Source organism: Acinetobacter lactucae (genome assembly GCF_013344765.1).
Classification (GTDB): domain Bacteria; phylum Pseudomonadota; class Gammaproteobacteria; order Pseudomonadales; family Moraxellaceae; genus Acinetobacter; species Acinetobacter lactucae_A.
On the sequence record NZ_JABVBF010000001.1, the window covers coordinates 1 to 20,009 of the forward strand.

Sequence of the window (20,009 nt, forward strand, 5' to 3'; positions counted from 1 at the left end):
TAATATAAAATTGTTAAGTTTTGGTTCGTGGAATTTATTTTAGCAATTGAATGCAAAATTGGAATAAAAATAAGACCTATAACTTAACTATAAGAAAAACTTTTTTACTGAGAATCATTATGTCAAAAAAATTTGAAGACTTTAATAATCCAAGAGAAAAAGCATTGCAGGGGATGAGAAATAGTATTCCTGCAAAACAGTGGGAAGAAAATTTACAATTTCTCCAACAGCTTAGACGTAAAATTGCGGAATTACCCGTTTCTAAACATCCTGCAATTGAAGTATTAAATAATGGATATCTCGATAAGAAAAGTTTGACTCATATTCATTTAGAATACCGTCATGCAATTGTACAGATTTTTACTGATGCTTTATTACAAGCACAGTTTCAAACAAAACAACTGGAACCAAAACTTCATTCTGGAGCTAAAATGTTTCCACGTGTATTGTTAAGTTTAAATATACTTGATGAATTTGGTTTTCGTCCCGGTTTAGGGAAAGATAATTATTATTTAGGGAATCCTGAATATGCTCATTATCCATTATATGAAGATTTACTTAATGATTATGGTTTAACCGAGCTTGATCGTCGTAACTTTAAGCCATCAAAAATTTCAGATCAGGTGAGATCATTCTTAGAATCTTCTTATGATAGCTATATTAACGTCGTAGCATTGTTGGCTGTTGCAGAGGAAGAGGTTATTCTTTTCAGTCCTCCATTACGTCAAGCGACTAAATTCGTAAATATTGATGTTGAAGGTGGGGGGTATTACCATGTACATGGTGTATCCACGGATGAAACATCTGAGGCTGCTGATGATGACCATCAAGATGACCTTTGGTTTGCGTTAGCACAGGCGATTACAAAAGAGGATTACGAAAGCTTAACTAAGCTATGTATTGAATATTGTGCGTTATGGAATGAGTTCTGGGATGCACAAATTGCCGATGTTCAGTTTATTGAAGAAAAGAAACTGGCATAAGATATTCTGCTAAGTCCGAAGAAAGCCCATCTATAGAACAGGTGGGCTTTTTTAATTATAAAATTTCTAAGATGCTAAGACATTCTCAAAAAATATCTAAAAAGCTTATGAGTAGCTCATGGCTTATCAACAATCATTAAACACTTCTATAAATCTGCTACAATTACGCCAATTTTTATTTTGATCGACTTTAGGTCTTTGGCACTGCAATCTCCGCAGTAGGTGTATTTCATGAGTTTTAAAGATGAGTTAGCGGCACAGGTTGCTCAACGCCGCACATTTGCCATCATTTCCCACCCCGATGCAGGTAAAACCACCATGACAGAAAAATTACTGTTATGGGGTAAAGCAATTCAGGTTGCAGGGATGGTAAAAAGCCGTAAATCTGATCGCGCAGCTACATCTGACTGGATGGAAATGGAAAAAGAGCGTGGAATTTCCATTACCACTTCTGTTATGCAGTTCCCTTACAAAGGTCATACCATTAACTTACTTGATACACCGGGACATGAAGACTTCTCTGAAGATACTTATCGTACCCTAACCGCAGTTGACTCGGCGTTAATGGTAATTGATGGTGCAAAAGGTGTCGAAGAACGTACCATCAAATTAATGGAAGTTTGTCGTATGCGCGACACTCCTATTATTTCATTTGTAAACAAGATGGACCGTGAGATTCGTGAACCACTTGAGTTACTGGATGAAATTGAAAATGTCCTTAATATTCGTTGTGTACCCATTACATGGCCATTAGGGATGGGACGTGATTTTGCTGGTGTATACAATATTCTTGAAAATAAATTGTATGTCTACAAAGCAGGTTTTGGTTCCACCATTACAGATATTGAAGTGCGCGATGGTTATGACCATGCAGATATCCGTGAAAAAGTAGGTGAGCTGGCTTGGGCGTCTTTTGAAGAGTCACTTGAGCTCGTACAAATGGCGAACGAACCTTTAGACCGTGAATTATTTTTAGAAGGTAAACAAACTCCCGTCCTATTTGGTACGGCATTAGGTAACTTCGGTGTTGACCATGTGTTAGATGCATTTATGAATTGGGCGCCAGAACCTAAAGCACATCCAACACAAGAGCGTGTTGTGGATGCGAAAGAAGAAGGTTTTTCTGGTTTCGTTTTTAAAATTCAAGCAAACATGGACCCGAAACACCGTGACCGTATTGCCTTTATGCGTATTTGCTCAGGTAAATACGAGAAAGGTTTGAAAATGAATCATGTACGTATCGGTAAAGATGTTCGTATTAGTGATGCATTGACATTCCTTGCGGGTGAACGTGAACACTTAGAAGAAGCGTGGCCAGGCGATATTATTGGTTTGCATAACCATGGCACAATTCAAATTGGTGATACTTTCACAAGTGGTGAAGATCTACATTTCACAGGTATTCCTCACTTCGCACCAGAGATGTTCCGTCGTGTGCGTTTGAAAGATCCATTAAAGTCAAAACAATTGCAAAAAGGTTTGAAAGAGTTGTCTGAAGAAGGCGCAACTCAGGTGTTTATGCCACAAATTAGCAATGATTTGATTGTGGGTGCAGTGGGTGTGCTTCAGTTTGATGTAGTTGCTTACCGTTTAAAAGAAGAATATAAAGTTGACTGTGTTTATGAGCCTGTAAGTGTTAATACAGTTCGTTGGATTCATTGTGATGATGACAAGATTCTCAATGAATTTAAGAAAAAAGCACATGATCAGCTTTCTATTGATGGCGGCGGTCACTTAACTTATCTTGCACCTAGTCGTGTGAACTTGCAGATTATGCAAGAGCGTTGGCCTGATATTCAGTTCCGTAACACACGTGAACACTAATCTTTAAGGTTTGACAGACAGCTTCGAAAAGAAGCTGTTTTGTTTTGAAAAATAAGAAAGGATGATGAAATGAATTTGAATAGAAAGACATTTATTGCACTTTTAGTTGCGGTAATCATATTAATTTTGGCGATTTGTCTTTTTGTCTGGAAAAGTACCCAACCTTCATCATCCTCTCAAGTCAAATCAGCTTCTACCCAAGCTCAAAATATTGAAAAAGCCGAAGTACTACCATTTCTTAACATACAACAAGTAAAAGCTGATTATGCTTTGCCATTTTGTGAGAAGAAGAATTGTATTGATGTCGATATTCAAACAATAAAGACTCAAGATGCATGGCTAAATGATTGGATTGCGAAAAGTCAGGCTAAGGTAATTCAAGACCAAATTGATTTGAAAAAAGACTTAAGCTTGCAGCAAGCTATTAATGCCTATGTTAAAAAGTCTGATGAATGGCAAGATAAATATTCAAAAAATCGGGCTTACGAATTGCATCTTCATACCCGTATTGCGTCACAGCGTAACCAATATGTTTTATTACAATTAGGGCTTGATACCAAGCAAGAAGAGCTCACAATTAAAGATCGTTATTACTTTTTTGTTGCCGACCGAAAACTGCATAAAAGCTTAACTTTGTTAGATGTTTTAAAGAAGGATCAGCAAACAGCTGTGCATCAAATGGTGCAGGTGGCCTATCAAGATTGGTTAAAAAAGCAGACCGTTGACATAAAGAAAGAAGCACCAAAAACTTTATATTGGGGACAAGCAGATTGGTTCTTTGATGGTGAAGGGGTTGGCTTACATTATCAGGCAAACCAGATTACTAAAGAAGCTCCACAGCTGGATATTTATTTATCTAGAGAACAGACCAAAAAAATATTACAACCCGAGGTTTATGAACAAATGTTTTAAGATGGTAGCAGAATTTGCAACCTCTATTTATATGCGCTAATTTCTTAGAAAGGCATAGCGTAATCTCCTTCGAATAAAAGGCAAAATATGATGTTATCTTCTAAAGCTTCACTGCGATTAACTTTGCTTGCTTCTGCTATATTTTTGGCAGCATGCCAACCTAAAGCTGATCCTAAGGATTCTCAAGAGCAGCAGAAACCAGCAGTTGAGGAACAAAAGCCAGTAGAGTTGACTTTGAAGGGTGAAACAATTCCTAGTAAGGTGGTTTTACCTGATTGTGATGGTAAAACTTGTCCAGAATTTACGGTAGAGCGCTTACAGAGTAATTTTCCTTTTATTGACAAAATTATAGATCAACAAATCTTAAATACATTAAATCAAATTTTAGAAATTGCTGAACCTGATGCTAAGGGCGCACAAATGGAACAAAAAACAGAAGCTTCGGCGGCTGCGGGTGCAGAGCAAAAAAATAGCTTTGATGCGCAGGTACAACGTTATGCAAATTCATTTATTGATCTAGATAATGAGTTAAAAGCTTTAAGTAGTAGTCATCAGATTAATCTTTTAGTTAAACCTAAGATTTTGCAGGCTCAAGGCAAAGTGGTCACCGTGGTGCTTAATAGTAGTAGTTATTTAGGTGGGGCTCATGGCTCTGCCGCACAGCATTACTATAATTTCGATTTAAAAGAGCAAAAACAGGTTGAGCTTAAAGACTTGTTGCTTCCACAGAAAAAAGCTGCATTAGAAAAGTTAGCGCATGAAGCCTTTAAGACTTGGGTGACTGATTCAAAACTTGCTGATAATGTTGCTGACTATGAGCAGGCGTGGCCGTTTAAATTATCTAATAACTTCTTGTTAGGTGAGCAAGGTTTAATCCTTCAATACGGCGAGTATGAAATTGGACCATACGTGGTTGGACTCCCTCGATTAGTCATTCCTTATGACCAATTACAGGATGTGTTAAAAGAAGAATATTTGCCACAGCCTAAAGTTAAGCCAGCTTCGGCGCCAGTTGCAAAAAGTGCTGGCTAATGCGTCTGTTTGATACTCATACGCATTTCGATGTTGCCGATTTTGATGAAGATCGGCAGCAGTTAGCGCTTAATGCTAAAAAAGCTGGAGTTGATGCACTGATTTTAATTGGTTTTGTGCAGTCACGTTTTGATGAATTATTACAAACACATCATCAGTTAAATAACTGGGAAAATGTCCCCACTTCATATTTAGCACCAGGCTTACATCCGTTTTATATTGAGCAGCATCAACCTGAGCATGTTTCTCATCTTGAACACATCTTGCAGCAACAGGACTGCGTAGCTGTAGGTGAAATTGGTTTAGATACTTTCTTAAAAGAACATAAGCAGCCAGATGTATATGCAAAGCAAAAACAATATTTTGCAGCTCAGTTAGAGCTGGCAACCCAATATCAGAAACCAGTACTGCTTCATATTAGAAAAGCACATGGTGATGTGTTGGCAATATTAAAAGCTCAAAAATTTAAATTTGGCGGAATTGCTCATGCATTTAGTGGTGGGGTAGAAGAGGCAAAAGGTCTTATTAAGCTTGGTTTTAAAATTGGTGTGACGGGGCAGATTACCAACCCGAACGCAAAAAAACTTCATACGGTTGTGCAGGCTATAGGTGCAGAGCATTTGGTGATTGAAACAGATTGTCCAGATATGACACCGCTTTGCTGTCAAACCTCAACAGAGCAGCGTACTCGTAATACCCCTGTTAATTTGCCTTATGTTTTACAAAGTTTGGCTGAAAATTTAAATATGCCAGAGTCGGATTTGGCTGAGTTGCTGTGGAAAAACTCTCTTACTGCATTGAAATTATCGTAATAAAAATCAAAGATTAAAAATAGTAACTAAAACAAAACACAGCGATTAAAAAAGAAGCTTAAAGTAAGAAAACAACATGTAAAAACGTGAAAAATAACATTGCCAGACATGGGAGGATAACCCAATGGCTAAGTATAGCAATATCAATAGTTTTAATGCTTTACAGACGCTAACCGTAGGTTCCAGCAATTATCAGATTTTTAGCTTAGCCCAAGCAGAGAAGACGCTAGGGGATATTGCCAAACTACCGAAATCTTTAAAAGTATTATTGGAAAACTTATTACGGTTTGAAGACCAAATTAGCGTTAAAACTGAACACATCTATGCCTTAGCAGAATGGTTAAAAACCAAAGGCTCTGAACAGGAAATTCAATATCGACCTGCCCGAGTTTTAATGCAGGATTTTACCGGTGTTCCAGCTGTAGTTGATTTGGCTGCAATGCGTGCTGCAATGGCACAAGCGGGTGGAGATCCTGAAAAAATTAATCCGTTATCACCTGTAGACTTAGTAATTGACCACTCTGTGATGGTGGATCATTTTGCTGATGATCATGCCTTTGAAGAAAACGTTCAAATTGAAATGCAACGTAATGGTGAGCGATATCAATTTTTACGTTGGGGGCAATCTGCATTTAATAACTTTAGTGTAGTGCCACCGGGTACGGGGATTTGCCATCAGGTCAATTTAGAATATTTGGCTCAAGCGGTGTGGCTAGGCGAAGATAATGGTCAGACTTTTGCTTTTCCAGATACTTTAGTGGGTACAGACTCACATACCACCATGATTAATGGTTTAGGGGTTTTGGGCTGGGGTGTAGGGGGTATTGAGGCCGAAGCAGCTATGTTGGGTCAACCCATTTCTATGCTGATTCCTGAGGTTATTGGTTTTAAACTGACTGGCAAATTACAAGAAGGGATTACTGCAACTGATTTGGTGCTGACCATTACTCAAATGCTTCGTCAAAAAGGTGTCGTGGGTAAATTTGTTGAGTTTTATGGAGATGGCTTAGCCGATTTACCTCTTGCTGATCGTGCAACCATTGCCAACATGGCACCAGAGTATGGTGCGACTTGTGGCTTCTTCCCGATTGATGAAGTGACATTAGGATATTTGAGATTAACTGGTCGTCAAAGTGACCGTATTGAACTAGTCAAAGCATATAGCAAAGCACAAGGTTTATGGCGAAATGCAGGTGATGAACCTGTTTTTACAGACACTTTAAGTCTTGATATGAGCACGGTTCAGGCAAGTTTGGCAGGTCCAAAACGTCCACAAGACCGAGTGCTTTTATCAGAAGTACCTAAAACCTTTAATGCACTCATGGAATTAACGCTTAAACCAGCGAAAGAAGCTAAAGAGCGTTTAGAAAATGAAGGCGGTGGTACTGCTGTCGAGGCAAAAAAAGCAAATATTCAACATGAAAGTCCATCTTGCGTGATTGAAGGAAAAGAATATCCATTAAATCATGGGGATGTTGTTATTTCAGCCATCACTTCTTGTACCAATACCTCTAACCCGAGTGTAATGCTGGCGGCGGGGTTACTTGCTAAAAAAGCAATTGAAAAAGGTTTGCAGCGTAAACCATGGGTGAAAAGCTCTCTTGCACCAGGTTCTAAAGTCGTGACTGATTATTTGTTGGCTGCTGGGCTTACGCCGTATTTAGATGAATTGGGATATAACTTGGTGGGGTATGGCTGTACAACCTGTATTGGTAACTCAGGTCCATTACCAGAGCCAGTCGAAGATGCAATTCAATGCCATGATTTAAATGTCGCATCTGTACTTTCTGGTAACCGTAATTTTGAAGGACGTGTGCATCCATTAGTTAAAACTAATTGGTTAGCTTCTCCACCTCTTGTTGTGGCTTATGGCTTGGTGGGTAATATTCGTACCGATTTGACTACGCAACCTATTGGGCAAGGTAAAGATGGGCAACCTGTCTATTTAAAAGATATTTGGCCAAGTCAGGCAGAAATTGATGAAGTCTTGCAAAAAGTAAATACAGACATGTTCCACAAAGAATATGCGGCTGTGTTTGATGGTGATGCGACATGGCAAGCGATTCAGATTCCAAAAAGTAAAACTTATGAATGGGCTGATGATTCGACTTATATCCGTCATCCGCCATTCTTTGAGGGCATTGGCGAACCACCAAAACCAATTAAAAATATTGAACAAGCAAATATCTTGGCAGTGCTGGGTGATTCGGTAACGACTGACCATATTTCACCGGCAGGCAATATCAAAAAAGACAGTCCAGCAGGTCGATATTTACAAGAGCAAGGTGTTGAGCCAAAAGACTTTAACTCCTACGGTTCTCGACGCGGTAATCATGAAGTCATGATGCGAGGTACTTTTGCCAATATTCGTATTAAAAACGAGATGCTTGGTGGTGAAGAGGGTGGTAATACCATTCATGTACCAAGTGGTGAAAAGCTCGCTATTTATGATGCTGCAATGCGTTACCAACAAGAACATACACCGCTTGTGATTATTGCTGGTAAAGAATATGGAACAGGTTCTTCACGTGACTGGGCAGCCAAAGGAACAAATTTATTAGGCGTAAAGGCTGTCATTGCCGAAAGTTTTGAGCGTATTCATCGTTCAAACTTGGTAGGTATGGGAGTGTTGCCATTACAGTTTGTTGATGGACAAACTCGACAGTCGCTCAACTTAACTGGTCATGAGGTGATATCAATTCGAGGTTTATCCGATGGGATTGAACCTCATCAAATTCTTGAAGTTGATGTAAAAGGGCCAAATGGAGTCGCCAGCCACTTTAATGTGTTATGTCGAATTGATACGTTAAATGAGGTTGAGTACTTTAAGGCGGGTGGTATTTTGCATTATGTACTGCGGAATTTGATTGCATCATAAATTGGTTAAGTTTGCATAGCCTTGTAATGAAGGTGCTTTGGCTAATGTTGACTATATAGGCGTATCCTTACTTTTTTAGGATAAAAAGTAACAAAAATCCTTTGTCGGGCTGACGGTATATCCTTATACCGCAGCCCAACTGAGCGGCATCCATGCCGCCTGTCACACTAGTAAACAATAGTTTAAATCTTAAGTCGTATAATTTGATTAATAATCATAAGACTTGTCATGAGTTTAAATATCACCATCTCAAGTTTTCTTTGATCTTAAAATATACTTTCTTCTGAAAAGCAGTAAAATACTCGCCGTGTTTTATATCCCCAAAGAGTAGCAATGACCGATCTTCAACAAGATGAATATGACCGCCGTTTTGCAGGTGTAGCCAAAGTTTATGGTGATTCATCGTTCCAGCACTATGAAAAAAGTCATGTGATGGTGATTGGTATTGGTGGTGTCGGTAGTTGGGCGGTAGAAGCTTTAGCACGTACGGGTATTGGTGAGATCACATTAGTTGATATGGACGTGGTTGCAGCATCAAATGTGAACCGTCAGCTACCTGCCATGACATCAACACTGGGCTGTGAAAAAGTTGAGATTATGGCGGAGCGTTGTCGCCAAATTAACCCACGTATTAAAGTTAATATTATTGATGACTTCTTAACACCTGAGAATGTCACTGAGCTGTTAAACCCTGTACCGGATATTATCTTGGACTGTATTGATGACGTTAAAGCAAAATTGGCTTTAATGCTGCATTGTCGTTTTAATAAAATTCCTTTGATTGTATCCGGCGGAGCTGGTGGTAAGCTCGATCCACTTAAAATTCGTGTTGCTGATTTATCAAAAACAGAACAGGACCCGATGTTAGCGAAGCTCCGTAGTCAACTTCGCGCTCGCGGCATCTGTAAAAAGCCAAAAGAGAAATTTGGCATTACTTGTGTTTACTCAATCGATAATCCATTTTCTAGTGCAGATGTTTGCCCATCGGCGGGCTTACGTTGCGGTGGCTATGGTTCAGCGGTAGTGGTGACGTCAAGCTTTGCCATGATTGCTGTGGCTGAAGTTTTGAAGAAACTCGATTTAAAGAAAGTGTAATTTAAATCTTAAAAGGCATGCGCTTATGTGAGTGCATGCTTTTTATTTTTGAGGAAAACTATTTAATCATATAACTCTATGTTGTCGTGTTTGGGCTGTGTTGGGAGTTGTTGATCATAAAATTTAAAGCACCATAAAATTAAAATAACGATAGTAAATATGGCAAACCCTTTTAAATACTTCATGAATAATTCAATCAAGTGAATGGTCTTGATAAAATTCTAGCGAAGGCAACCTATCTAATCTAATATAGAAAATAGACCTTATGATCTAATTTTGAGATAGAAATGCTCACATTAAAGCAATTCCAATATTTTATAAAAATTGTTGAAGAAGGAAGCTTTACCGCAGCTTCCGAAAAACTATTCATTGCTCAGTCTGCTTTAAGTCGGCAAATTAAATTATTAGAGGAAGAAATTGATTTTCAATTATTTGATCGTACTGATAAAAAAGTGAAACTTACGACAGCGGGAGAGGTCTTCTACAAAAAAATAAAAGATAATATGCATTATTTAAATGAGATCATTGGAGTTTCTAAGAATATTGCAGAAGGAAAAAATCGTCAGATTAAAATTGCTCATTCGAGCAGTATTGTTATGGATGATAAAAAGGTCCAGATATTAAAAGAAATTAGCTTAAAGCAAAAAATTAACTTTGAGATAAATACCTTGTCATCTGAGCATCAGATTTTGGCTTTACTGAATGGAGAAATTGATATTGGTTTGATTAGACCACCAGTTCTGCATAGTCTTGAAGAAATAACAACCTTGAAACTATATGAGCAGCCATTATTTGCAGCTGTTTATATTAACCATCCTAAATTTAAGGAAACACAGAGTATCCAGATAAAAGATTTAAAAGATGAATATTTTGTTTCGACTCCACATCCTAAGCGGGGAGGTTTGAGTTATTTAGTCTCAAACTTGTGTTTAGGGGCTGGCTTCTGGCCTAAAACGGCGACGATCCAATCACGTAAATTAAACCAATTACAGTTAGTTGCTGCAAACTTGGGTATTAGTATTGTCCCCCAAGAGTTTAAGCAAATATTACCCAAAAATGTAAAATTGATTCCTCTAGAAAATAAGAATCTTTTATCTGAAGTGGTTTTAGCTTACAGAACAAACCAGAGTGATCTGATTCAACCTTATGTTGAGCAGATCTACCATTTGCTGCAAGTGTGAGAGGTAATATGTTTAACTTATGCTGAAATAATTATTGTGGCCCAGTGTGCTCACTAATAGAAAATGTATATTCGGTATCACCTTCTAACTGACGCTCCTGAGATAGGATGTCCATTTTGGGGCGCTTATGCTGGTAAAATTCCAAATTGATACAACCACTATTGTTAACTTCATAGCGAATATAGTAACGATCGGGTTCTAGAAAAAATGTTGCTTCTTCAAATGAGTGTAAAGATAGAATTTTCTTCTTGTCGTGATAAATCACGGAAGGACAATCTAGTAGTCCATTTAAATACTGTTTTCGTATCACGTGGACCCGAGCTTTAGGAGTGGTTTCTTTTAATAAATATTGGGGCTGATAAATCCGTTTTTCAGGTACTTTTTTTAAAACCTCTTCAACTTTTGTATCTGGGGCAGCATACGTCATATTAAACGACGTCAGTAAGTAAAAGCTCAGCAATATTCTTTTCATAAAGTTCCATCATTATTTTTGACGAGTACAATATGAAAATAAAGCAAAAAAGAAGCCAAGCTGGATTCAAAATGTGTGTTTGATAAGATGCTTGAAATAATTCAAGTGATTGAACATCTAGTTCTTAAGTTGTTTGCCCTAATCGGTAATAAGTATAAGTTACGCTGTCATCTTTATAGACGTCATAGCTATTTTGTTTGAAGTCAGACACCCATTCACTTCCCGTATAGCCAGCAATATGTCCATAAACATGGTTGCGGGTTCTGTGAATGATGTAAATATCGCCTTCTTGAGGTTCGTCAAAAGCCGGGTCAATTTGTTTGTAGCCAATTTTTTTAAGGGTATCGCCCCAATCTGAAGCTGCGATTGGATGATTTTCAACATTAGCACCGGCTGACTCAAGAGCAAGGCGGATACTACGTGCACATCGAGCTTTACTACGTCTAGAGGTGATGCTTTCTAATTTAGCTACGAATTTATCAACATCTATTGCTGGAGTATTGGAAGTTTCAGTTTGATGATTACTGGGTTTCATTGTGAAGGGATAAGGGAGGCTTGGTGCGCTGTGCGATACAACAATGGCTGCCTGATTTGAATCCTGATACATGTAATTATCAGCTACTTGTCCGTCATAAATAATCATCGTGAAATCTCTACCGTGCTACTCATATCCATATTAAAAAAATCACCACCTACCTGTGGCGTTCAGAGATACTAATAGGCGTACCTTAAAAGTTTTGTTTGTGTTATGTAATAACGTATCTTTTTGCAGAAGTGTCTGCTTTGGAGAGAAAAGATACTTATAAAAGAGGTGGTTAAAAATAGTAAAATTTAAATTATTGATATCATTATAAATAAATAACTAATCAGAGCTTAAATTTGAATATTTTGCTTCAACATTTGCGAATATACTCAAAATCTAAGTCTCTGATTTAAAATGCCACATTTTCTTACAATTTAAGAAGTCGTCGCCAACTTAAACCTGCTGCTCTTTTACATACTCTTCAGTGCGAATTATGGCTGCTCGCATGTTCTGAATTGCATTCTCAACATCAGCTAAAGTTTTTGCATTTCCACCACTTAGCGCCTGACGCCATTTACGCGCACCTGGTAAGTTTTGGAATAAACCTAAAATATGACGTGTAATGATTGAAAGGGGAGCACCTTCAGCCATGCGCTGTTCAATATAAGGCAGCATTTGTTCCATAATATCGAAACGATCTGGTGCTTCTAAATTCCAAAGCTGTCCCAGTTCAGCGAGTAGGTAAGGGTTGTGATAGGCTTCACGGCCAATCATGACACCATCAACATGTTGTAAATGGGTTTGAGTTTCAGCAAACGTTTTAATTCCACCGTTAATTTCAATGGTTAGGTGCGGACGTTCTTGCTTTAAACGATATACATCTTCGTAGCGTAAAGGAGGAACTTCTCGATTTTCTTTTGGAGATAAACCTTTTAAAATAGCAATACGGGCATGTACAACGAAATACGTACAACCTGTTGCAGCGACAGTATCTACGAAATGGAGCATTTCTTCGTAAGACTGCATGTCATCAATACCGATACGGTGCTTCACCGTTACTGGAATATTCACCGCCTTTTGCATATTGTGAATGCACTCAGCAACCAAGTCTGGCTCTGCCATTAAACATGCACCGATTTTATTGTTCTGTACGCGATCACTTGGACAGCCTACATTGAGGTTGACTTCATCGTAACCCCAGTCTTCGGCCATTTTTGTACAGGTTGCAAGCTCTTTTGGGTTTGAACCGCCAAGTTGCAACACGATAGGGTGTTCTTGTGCGCTGTAGTCCAAATGGCGTTTAGCATCGCCAAAAAGAATTGCACCTGTAGTCACCATTTCGGTATAGAGGATAACGTTTGGGTTAAACAATCGTGCAAAAAATCGATAATCCTTCGTTGTCCAATCCATCATAGGTGCGACAGAAATACGAGGTTGTAACGATTGAAGTGATTGCATAGCCAATAGACCCAAAAGTCGCTAAATTAATGAAAGGGCAGCATTATACGGGGTTTAGCACTGAATCGACAGTGGCATTTAACCGAGTAATTTATAATCACCCTTGTGTTAAATATAGGGGGATGATTTATAACAATTTACTTTGTTAATGAGCGAGTTGCTTTTTTTGTAAGAAAGCATCAATCACGCTAAACAAAATGCAAAACATAACGAGTACAACACCAGCAAGACATGTCATGCTCCATCCACCACGATTCCAAGCAAAAATCCCTAAAGCAGAGCCACCAGCTCCTCCAATAAAATAAGTCGTCATATAAATGGCATTAATACGAGATTTAGCATCTGGACGTAAACGGAAAATAATGCTCTGGTTACTGGTGTGTACCAGCGCAAGTGCCAATTGGATTAAAGCAAAACCAATAACATAAGCTGAAAGTAGAGTTTGTCCGAAATAGAAACAAATCCAACTTACCAAAAACAGCCCACAACCCATCCAAGTGAGTAATCGTGTATAGCCTTGGTCGGCGTATTTACCAATATAACGTGTTGATAAAGCGCCAAAGATACCGACTAAAGGCACCAGTCCAATAAATAGGTCAGGTAAATGATGTGCCGAGGTGAGAAGTAATGCGATGGTAGAATACAGAATACTTACTGCTGCAAATGCGAACGCACCCGTCAGTGCTCTTAGTAATAGGCGCTTTTCCTCTTTTAAGAGTTGAGCCATGGAAACAAAAATTTGCCCATAGTTCATTTTCATGCGTAAGACATAAGGCAGACGACTTTTTAAGGTAAATGCCAACAGAAGCATTAATACGCCACTAACCACATATACGACTTTCCAGTGAAAAAGATTGGAAAATAAGCCAGCCAGACTGGTAGATAGTAAAATCCCGACCAATAAGCCACTCATTAAAAAACCAATGATCTCGCCAGTTTTTTCAGGTTTTACAGTCATTGTAGCAAGTGGAATCAGGACTTGAGCTGCAACCGAAAACAAGCCCGCTAAAATTGTACCGATCCATAGCATGGGTAAGTTGACGGCAAAAGCAGACGTAAATAGACCAACTGCACAAAGCACCATTAAAAACGGAATAGCCTTGGCTTTATTGACAATATCACCCATCGGTACAATAAAAAGTAAACCGAGGGCATAAGACACCTGAGCAAATGTCACTGTTAAAGCGGCTTGTGCTTGAGTTACAGCAAATTCTTGCTGAATCGAGTGAATCAGAGGCTGACAATAATAATTCACACCTGCGCACAAGCCACATGCTGCTGCCATCAACCAAAGCAAAGGTTTATTTTGACTGATATCTTCAGGGGTAGACATGATGTTCTCTCGGTTTTATTAGGTGTATGCCGTTGCTTCAACTTCAATGAGCATGTGTTCTAGCGCAAGGCGTGGCACAGGAATGAGTGTACAGGCAGGAAAAGGATGATTTTTCCATAAATTGTGCATAATTTTAATCAAAATTTGATGTTTTTCGACCGAGTGGTCAACAACTAAAACTCTTAACACAGCAATATTGCTAAGTTCTGCATTGGCGGCGTTTAAAGCATGTTGAATATTATCAAAAACTTGGTTCGCTTGTTCTTCAAAACTTGGGCTTAATTCCCCTTTGGAATTTTCGCCGCCTTGACCTGCCACATGAATAATGTTCTTAAAGCTTTCTACCACAGCAACATGGCTATAACCATTTGGGGTAGGATCATATAAGGTTGATGGATTTATGATTTTAAAAGTTTCTTGACTCATTGGAACTCAACCGTTCATTAAAATTTAGATGAGTATCCAACCTCAACTTAAGTTGAGGTCAAGAGAATTTAATGTTTTAGTCTTTTCTTTCTTAATGTAATCATCATCACACCGACAATATTGAGTAGGCAGCCGACCCATTGCCACATATTGAGATGTTCATTTAAAAAAGCCACGGCAAGTAAAATTGTTAAAACTGGTCCAATCGAAGCGATCATTGCTGATTGAGAGGCACCTAGCCGTTCGATGCTTTGCATGAGCATAACGGTGGGTAGCACGGTAACTAAAAAGCCTAAGCCAATCCCATACAAAATCACGCTAGAGGGAAGCTCTAATAGAAGTTGAATTGGGTGAGGTGTGCTTAATACGTAATGAGTTAATGTGCCGATACAAGCCACAGTTAAGGCTAACCCTGTGAAATTCCAAGAACCAAATTTTTTAATGAGAGGGGGTGTTAGCAATAAATAGCCTGCAAAAGCCACGGCACTTGCAAATACGAAACTTGTACCTAGCCAGAAGTTGCCCTGAATTGGTGCGTTGTTATGTTCCTGAAGCATAACCAGCACGGTTCCACCATAACTAAGAAAAATGGCAAATAAACTTTTTGCATCTAATTTTTGTTTGTAGAGTAAGCTTGATACGATGACTGTAAGCGTGGGATATAAAAATAGAATAATTCGTTCTAGAGAGGCGCTAATAAACATGAGACCCATGAAATCGAGCCAACTTGCAAAGTAGTAGCCTAATAGACCGGCAAAAATTAAAATTAGCCAATCCTTCTTTTTTATGCCCTGATTATGATGCCTGTTAAACCAGCAAATTAATAGAAAAAACGGTAGAGCGCTTAACATGCGTAAAGCCATCAGGACCGTACCGTCTACTAATGGAGAAAGGGCATAAGTCTGTTTAATAAAGATTGCTTTTGTGCTGAATAGAAAAGCAGAGCAAAGAGCAAAAAAAGACCCGATTTGAAACGAAGATAAAGAAATTTTCATATACAGGACTGTATAAGAGAGACTATTGTCTGCAAAAAAAGAAAAATCCTCCTATGTTACACCTCTAAATAAATATCGTGAATCATCAGTTCAAAATATGGGTATTTATTAAATAAATAGTGGGTGGTATTTTAAAAAAGTTCAATTAGAATCCAAATTCTGTACAAAGAATACACATGGGGGAAACATTGCAGCTTGCAATGTTTTTGACAATGAGAAATTAGCTTGAGGAACGCTCATGCAGATCGGAATCCCAACCGAAACTGTCGTCGGTGAAAATCGTGTAGCTGCTACGCCAGAGACAGTAAAGAAGTTGATTAGCGCTGGTCATAGCGTTGTGATTGAACGTGGTGCTGGTGTAAAGGCTGCGTACATTGACAGTGCTTATGAACAGGTCGGTGCAACCATTACGGATGATGCCTATACGGGTAGTCAAATTATTTTGAAAGTTCGCGCACCACAGGGCGCGGAAATTCAGAAACTTGCAGCAAATACCGCTGTTGTAGCAATGTTTGATCCTTATCGTAACACCGAGCTAGATCAGTTTGCGAATCAACAAGTGTCTGCTTTTGCTTTAGAACTGCTTCCTCGTACGCTTTCTCGTGCACAAAACATGGATGTGTTGTCTTCTCAAGCAAACTTAGCTGGTTATAAGTCAGTTTTACTTGCTGCTGCTGAATATCAACGCATGTTCCCAATGCTTATGACTGCTGCGGGTACTGTAAAACCTGCACGTGTTGTAATCATGGGTGTTGGTGTTGCTGGTCTACAGGCGATTGCAACTGCAAAACGTTTAGGTGCAATTGTTGAAGCGACTGACTTACGTCCTACAGCAAAAGATCAAGTTGAGTCTTTAGGTGGTAAGTGGTTAGACGTACCAATGACTGAAGAAGAGCAGCAACGTGCAGCAGATGCCGCTAAAAATGGTTATGGATGGATGCCGGGTGAGCAGTACATCAAAGACCAGGCTGCGATTGTAGATAAAGCTGTTTCTAATGCAGACATCGTGATTACTACTGCATTGTTGCCAGGTCGTGATGCACCACGTTTAATTAAAGCTGAAACTGTTGCCAAGATGAAACCGGGTTCTGTCATTTTGGATATGGCGGTTGAAACCGGCGGTAACGTTGAAGGCTCTAAAGTGGGTGAGACTGTGTTTACGGAAAATGGCGTGAAAATTTTGGGTGTTCCCAATATTCCGGCAACTGTAGCAACGGAAGCTTCTGCATTGTATGCGCGTAACGTTTTTAATTTCGTAGAGACTTTATTCGACAAAGAGAAAAACTTTGCGATTAATCAAGAAGACGAAATCCAAAAAGCCCTATTGGTCACTCATGGCGGTCAAGTGCTGCTTAAGCGTGGTTAAGGAGATTTCTCATGGTTGAAACTATTACAATTTTCGTCCTTGCCATCTTCGTAGGTTATTACGTGGTTTGGGGCGTTACGCCAGCTTTGCATACGCCACTTATGGCAGTAACCAATGCGTTGTCATCTATTATTGTGGTAGGTGCGATGTTGCAAACTGTGGGTCTGCCAGTTTTAGGTGTAGATGCTAACGTTGCATTTCAAAGTGTGAATGTGGTGAGCGTACTCGGTGCGATTGCAGTATTTTTGGCAAGCATTAATATTTTCGGTGGCTTCGCAGTAACTGCACGCATGCTGGAAATGTTCAAGCCTAAGCAAAAGAAATAAGAGGGCTTTGACATGGAATTTATTCAAGCAAATGCAAACTGGTTATACCTTGTTGGTGCAATTCTCTTTATCTTGACGCTTCGTGGCTTGTCTGGCCCTAAAACAGCAATTCAAGGTAACCGTTACGGTATGATCGCAATGGCGATTGCTGTGGTAACGACTTTCTTTGTTGCCAATAATCCAGTGATCTGGATGATTGTTGGTGCAATGGTGTTGGGTGCAATCGTAGGTATTGCACGTGCTCGTACTGTACCAATGACGCAAATGCCAGAAACTGTTGCACTTATGCACTCATTGGTTGGTTTGGCTGCTGTTCTCATTGCGATTGCTGCAATTTTGCATAACAACCAACTTACTGAACTATTCGCTCAAAATGAAGCGGCTTTAACAGCAGCTGGCGTGCAACATGCACACATGAGCAAGGTTCACTTGTTTGAATTGTTTGTTGGTTGTTTCGTTGGTGCGATTACCTTTACTGCATCTGTGTTTGCATACGGTAAATTAGCTGCGAAAAAATGGGCGAAAACAATTTCTGGTGCGTGGGTTAAACCTGTTCAAGCGCTTATCTTTATTGCGATGTTGGCTTGTGGTTTCTACTTCTTCACGACTGGCAACATGACTGCATTCTGGGCAATGACAGCTCTTGCGCTTGCATTTGGTTGGGTTTGGATTGCACCAGTGGGTGGTGGTGATATGCCTGTAGTGGTATCGCTTCTTAACTCATTCTCTGGTTGGGCGGCAGCAGGTATTGGTTTCACACTTGAAAACAACATGTTGATCGTTGCGGGTTCGCTTGTAGGTTCGTCTGGTGCGATTCTGTCGTACATCATGTGTAAAGCAATGAACCGTTCGATCATCAACGTATTGTTTGGTGGGGCAATGGGTGGTGCAGCGGTTGCTACTGCTGCCAAAGGTGAGCAAGTTCAACGTAACTACCGTTCTGGTTCTGCTGATGATGCTGGCTTCTTGATGTCAAATGCTGACAGCGTTGTGATTGTACCGGGTTATGGTATGGCACAAGGTCGTGCACAAAATGCTGTAAAAGAGTTATGTGAAATTCTAAAAGAGCAAGGTGTTCGCGTTCGTTTCGCAATTCATCCGGTTGCAGGTCGTATGCCTGGTCATATGAACGTATTGCTTGCTGAAGCAGACGTGGCTTATGAAGATATCTTAGAAATGGATGAGATTAACTCGGACTTCCCTGCAACTGACGTAGTACTTGTAATTGGTGCAAACGACGTTGTTAACCCTGCTGCGAAAGATGATCCAAGCTCGCCGATTTATGGTATGCCGATTCTTGAAGCTCATAAAGCGCGTACAATCATGGTGATTAAGCGTTCTATGGCAACAGGTTATGCTGGTCTAGATAACGATTTATTCTATAACGAAAAGACAATGATGATCTTTGGTGATGCTAAGAAAGTTGTTGAAGATATGACAAAAGCGATTAATGGTACAGGCCACTAATTTGGTTTGAAATAAAAAACCACCTTCGGGTGGTTTTTTATTTGGCTCTATTTTTAAAGAAATTTTTCTACAAGATCCATCGATTGTTGATAAAGGTCGCGTGCCAGTTGCTGGTTTTTAGCATGTGATGATTTCCAGTCTGGCATATGTGCACTGACATACTCGCCGTTGCGGTTTTGCCATGCATCTCCAGTTGCCATTTCTGTAATGAGCTTTGCTGGAACTGAGGTTGGAACCAAGCCTAATTTCATCGCTGCATAAACCGGTTTTGGTAAGTCACGATAAATATCAGAAGCAACACCGCCGGGGTGTAATGCATTATTGGTAATTGAACTTCCTGCTAGCTGTTCTGCTAATGCATTGCTGAATAATAAATTTGCAAGCTTTGATTGCCCGTAATAGAACAGGGGGTTGTAAAAACCTTCTGCACGAAATTTATTAGGTTTAATTGAGCCAACCCAGTGAGCAATCGAAGCTAGATGAATAATTCGTGCTTTAGGAGATTGTTGTAAAACTGGAAGTAATTTTTGAGTAAGTAAAAAATGGCCTAAATAATTAACCCCAAATTGTTGTTCAAAACCCTCTGTGGTTAGTTGCTTTGTTTTAGAGAATAAGCCTGCATTATTAATGAGTACGTCAAGGCTGCCATAGCGATCAGCAATTTCATCTGCTGCTTTTTGGGTTAACTCAAGACTGTTTAAATCAAGGGAAACTAAATCGACTTGACCTTGATTGAGTGAGCGTAGTTTGTTCTGCGCATCTTGTGCTTTTTGAGGATTTCGACAAGCCAAAATCACATGTTGTCCTTGTTTAACAAGTTGTTCTGCTGTGGCAAAACCAATCCCTGTGTTGGCGCCCGTAATTAATATCTTCACTTTCTGTACTCCGGTTATGCTATTTATTGGTGAGAACTTTAAGAATTTGTA

At 39.4% G+C, this 20,009-nt stretch carries 19 protein-coding genes; 11 read left to right on the forward strand and 8 right to left on the reverse strand.

All coding sequences use genetic code 11. The features are described 5' to 3' along the window. Positions 1-119: 119 nt before the first annotated feature. The 7 genes from HUN22_RS00005 (at position 120) to HUN22_RS00035 (ending at position 9,536) form a co-directional block, all read left to right on the forward strand. A complete protein-coding gene (locus HUN22_RS00005) occupies positions 120-983 on the forward strand; it encodes a hypothetical protein (protein ID WP_174726041.1) in 864 nt (287 codons plus the stop codon). A 231-nt stretch (positions 984-1,214) separates the two neighbouring features. Further along, a complete protein-coding gene (locus tag HUN22_RS00010) occupies positions 1,215-2,807 on the forward strand; it encodes a peptide chain release factor 3 (RefSeq protein ID WP_174726042.1) in 1,593 nt (530 codons plus the stop codon). Between the two features lie 69 nt (positions 2,808-2,876). Then, the gene (locus tag HUN22_RS00015; RefSeq protein WP_174726043.1) at positions 2,877-3,719 is read left to right on the forward strand and encodes a hypothetical protein; all 843 of its coding nucleotides are present in this window, start codon (positions 2,877-2,879) and stop codon (positions 3,717-3,719) included. 90 nt (positions 3,720-3,809) lie between these two features. Continuing rightward, on the forward strand, positions 3,810-4,751 hold the full coding sequence (locus HUN22_RS00020) for an RsiV family protein (protein ID WP_174726090.1): 942 nt from the start codon (positions 3,810-3,812) through the stop codon (positions 4,749-4,751). Then, positions 4,751-5,563 carry a TatD family hydrolase gene (locus tag HUN22_RS00025; RefSeq protein ID WP_174726044.1) on the forward strand — a complete coding sequence of 271 codons (813 nt, stop codon included), beginning with the start codon at positions 4,751-4,753 and terminating at the stop codon, positions 5,561-5,563. The genes HUN22_RS00020 and HUN22_RS00025 overlap by 1 nt, the downstream gene beginning before the upstream one ends. Positions 5,564-5,687: 124 nt before the next feature. Next, positions 5,688-8,441, forward strand: coding sequence for an aconitate hydratase AcnA (gene acnA, locus HUN22_RS00030; RefSeq protein WP_174726045.1), 2,754 nt, complete (start codon positions 5,688-5,690; stop codon positions 8,439-8,441). Between the two features lie 333 nt (positions 8,442-8,774). Beyond that, complete coding sequence (locus tag HUN22_RS00035; RefSeq protein ID WP_174726046.1) at positions 8,775-9,536, forward strand: tRNA threonylcarbamoyladenosine dehydratase; 762 nt, start codon at positions 8,775-8,777, stop codon at positions 9,534-9,536. A 62-nt stretch (positions 9,537-9,598) separates the two neighbouring features. On the opposite strand, the gene HUN22_RS00040 is transcribed toward HUN22_RS00035, so the two are convergent. Then, complete coding sequence (locus HUN22_RS00040) at positions 9,599-9,721, reverse strand: hypothetical protein (protein WP_174726047.1); 123 nt, start codon at positions 9,719-9,721, stop codon at positions 9,599-9,601. Positions 9,722-9,817: 96 nt separating this feature from the next. Between HUN22_RS00040 and HUN22_RS00045 the strand changes: the two genes are divergently transcribed. Beyond that, a complete protein-coding gene (locus tag HUN22_RS00045) occupies positions 9,818-10,717 on the forward strand; it encodes a LysR family transcriptional regulator (protein ID WP_174726091.1) in 900 nt (299 codons plus the stop codon). A 31-nt stretch (positions 10,718-10,748) separates the two neighbouring features. On the opposite strand, the gene HUN22_RS00050 is transcribed toward HUN22_RS00045, so the two are convergent. The 6 genes from HUN22_RS00050 to HUN22_RS00075 form a co-directional block, all read right to left on the reverse strand. Then, entirely contained in the window at positions 10,749-11,144 is a 396-nt protein-coding gene (locus tag HUN22_RS00050) for a hypothetical protein (protein ID WP_174726048.1), read from the reverse strand. A gap of 169 nt (positions 11,145-11,313) precedes the next feature. Further along, positions 11,314-11,832 carry a hypothetical protein gene (locus tag HUN22_RS00055; RefSeq protein ID WP_174726049.1) on the reverse strand — a complete coding sequence of 173 codons (519 nt, stop codon included), beginning with the start codon at positions 11,830-11,832 and terminating at the stop codon, positions 11,314-11,316. 333 nt (positions 11,833-12,165) lie between these two features. Continuing rightward, positions 12,166-13,170, reverse strand: coding sequence for a tRNA dihydrouridine(20/20a) synthase DusA (dusA, locus tag HUN22_RS00060; protein WP_174726050.1), 1,005 nt, complete (start codon positions 13,168-13,170; stop codon positions 12,166-12,168). Positions 13,171-13,315: 145 nt separating this feature from the next. Beyond that, positions 13,316-14,503 carry an MFS transporter gene (locus tag HUN22_RS00065; RefSeq protein WP_174726051.1) on the reverse strand — a complete coding sequence of 396 codons (1,188 nt, stop codon included), beginning with the start codon at positions 14,501-14,503 and terminating at the stop codon, positions 13,316-13,318. Between the two features lie 18 nt (positions 14,504-14,521). Further along, a complete protein-coding gene (locus tag HUN22_RS00070) occupies positions 14,522-14,929 on the reverse strand; it encodes a RidA family protein (RefSeq protein WP_174726052.1) in 408 nt (135 codons plus the stop codon). A gap of 68 nt (positions 14,930-14,997) precedes the next feature. Further along, the gene (locus HUN22_RS00075) at positions 14,998-15,924 is read right to left on the reverse strand and encodes a DMT family transporter (RefSeq protein WP_174726053.1); all 927 of its coding nucleotides are present in this window, start codon (positions 15,922-15,924) and stop codon (positions 14,998-15,000) included. A 238-nt stretch (positions 15,925-16,162) separates the two neighbouring features. Here HUN22_RS00075 and HUN22_RS00080 point away from each other — a divergent pair, with 238 nt between their 5' ends. From HUN22_RS00080 to HUN22_RS00090, 3 genes are read left to right on the forward strand one after another with little or no spacing between them, the layout of a single operon-like run. Further along, positions 16,163-17,290: a Re/Si-specific NAD(P)(+) transhydrogenase subunit alpha gene (locus tag HUN22_RS00080; RefSeq protein ID WP_174726054.1), complete on the forward strand. Its 1,128-nt coding sequence runs from the start codon at positions 16,163-16,165 to the stop codon at positions 17,288-17,290. 11 nt (positions 17,291-17,301) lie between these two features. Then, entirely contained in the window at positions 17,302-17,616 is a 315-nt protein-coding gene (locus HUN22_RS00085; protein ID WP_000230434.1) for a proton-translocating transhydrogenase family protein, read from the forward strand. Between the two features lie 12 nt (positions 17,617-17,628). Beyond that, a complete protein-coding gene (locus HUN22_RS00090) occupies positions 17,629-19,083 on the forward strand; it encodes an NAD(P)(+) transhydrogenase (Re/Si-specific) subunit beta (protein WP_174726055.1) in 1,455 nt (484 codons plus the stop codon). A gap of 53 nt (positions 19,084-19,136) precedes the next feature. Here the strand turns inward: HUN22_RS00090 and HUN22_RS00095 are convergent, their stop codons facing one another. After that, positions 19,137-19,958 carry an SDR family NAD(P)-dependent oxidoreductase gene (locus HUN22_RS00095; protein ID WP_174726056.1) on the reverse strand — a complete coding sequence of 274 codons (822 nt, stop codon included), beginning with the start codon at positions 19,956-19,958 and terminating at the stop codon, positions 19,137-19,139. Between the last annotated feature and the right edge of the window lie 51 nt (positions 19,959-20,009).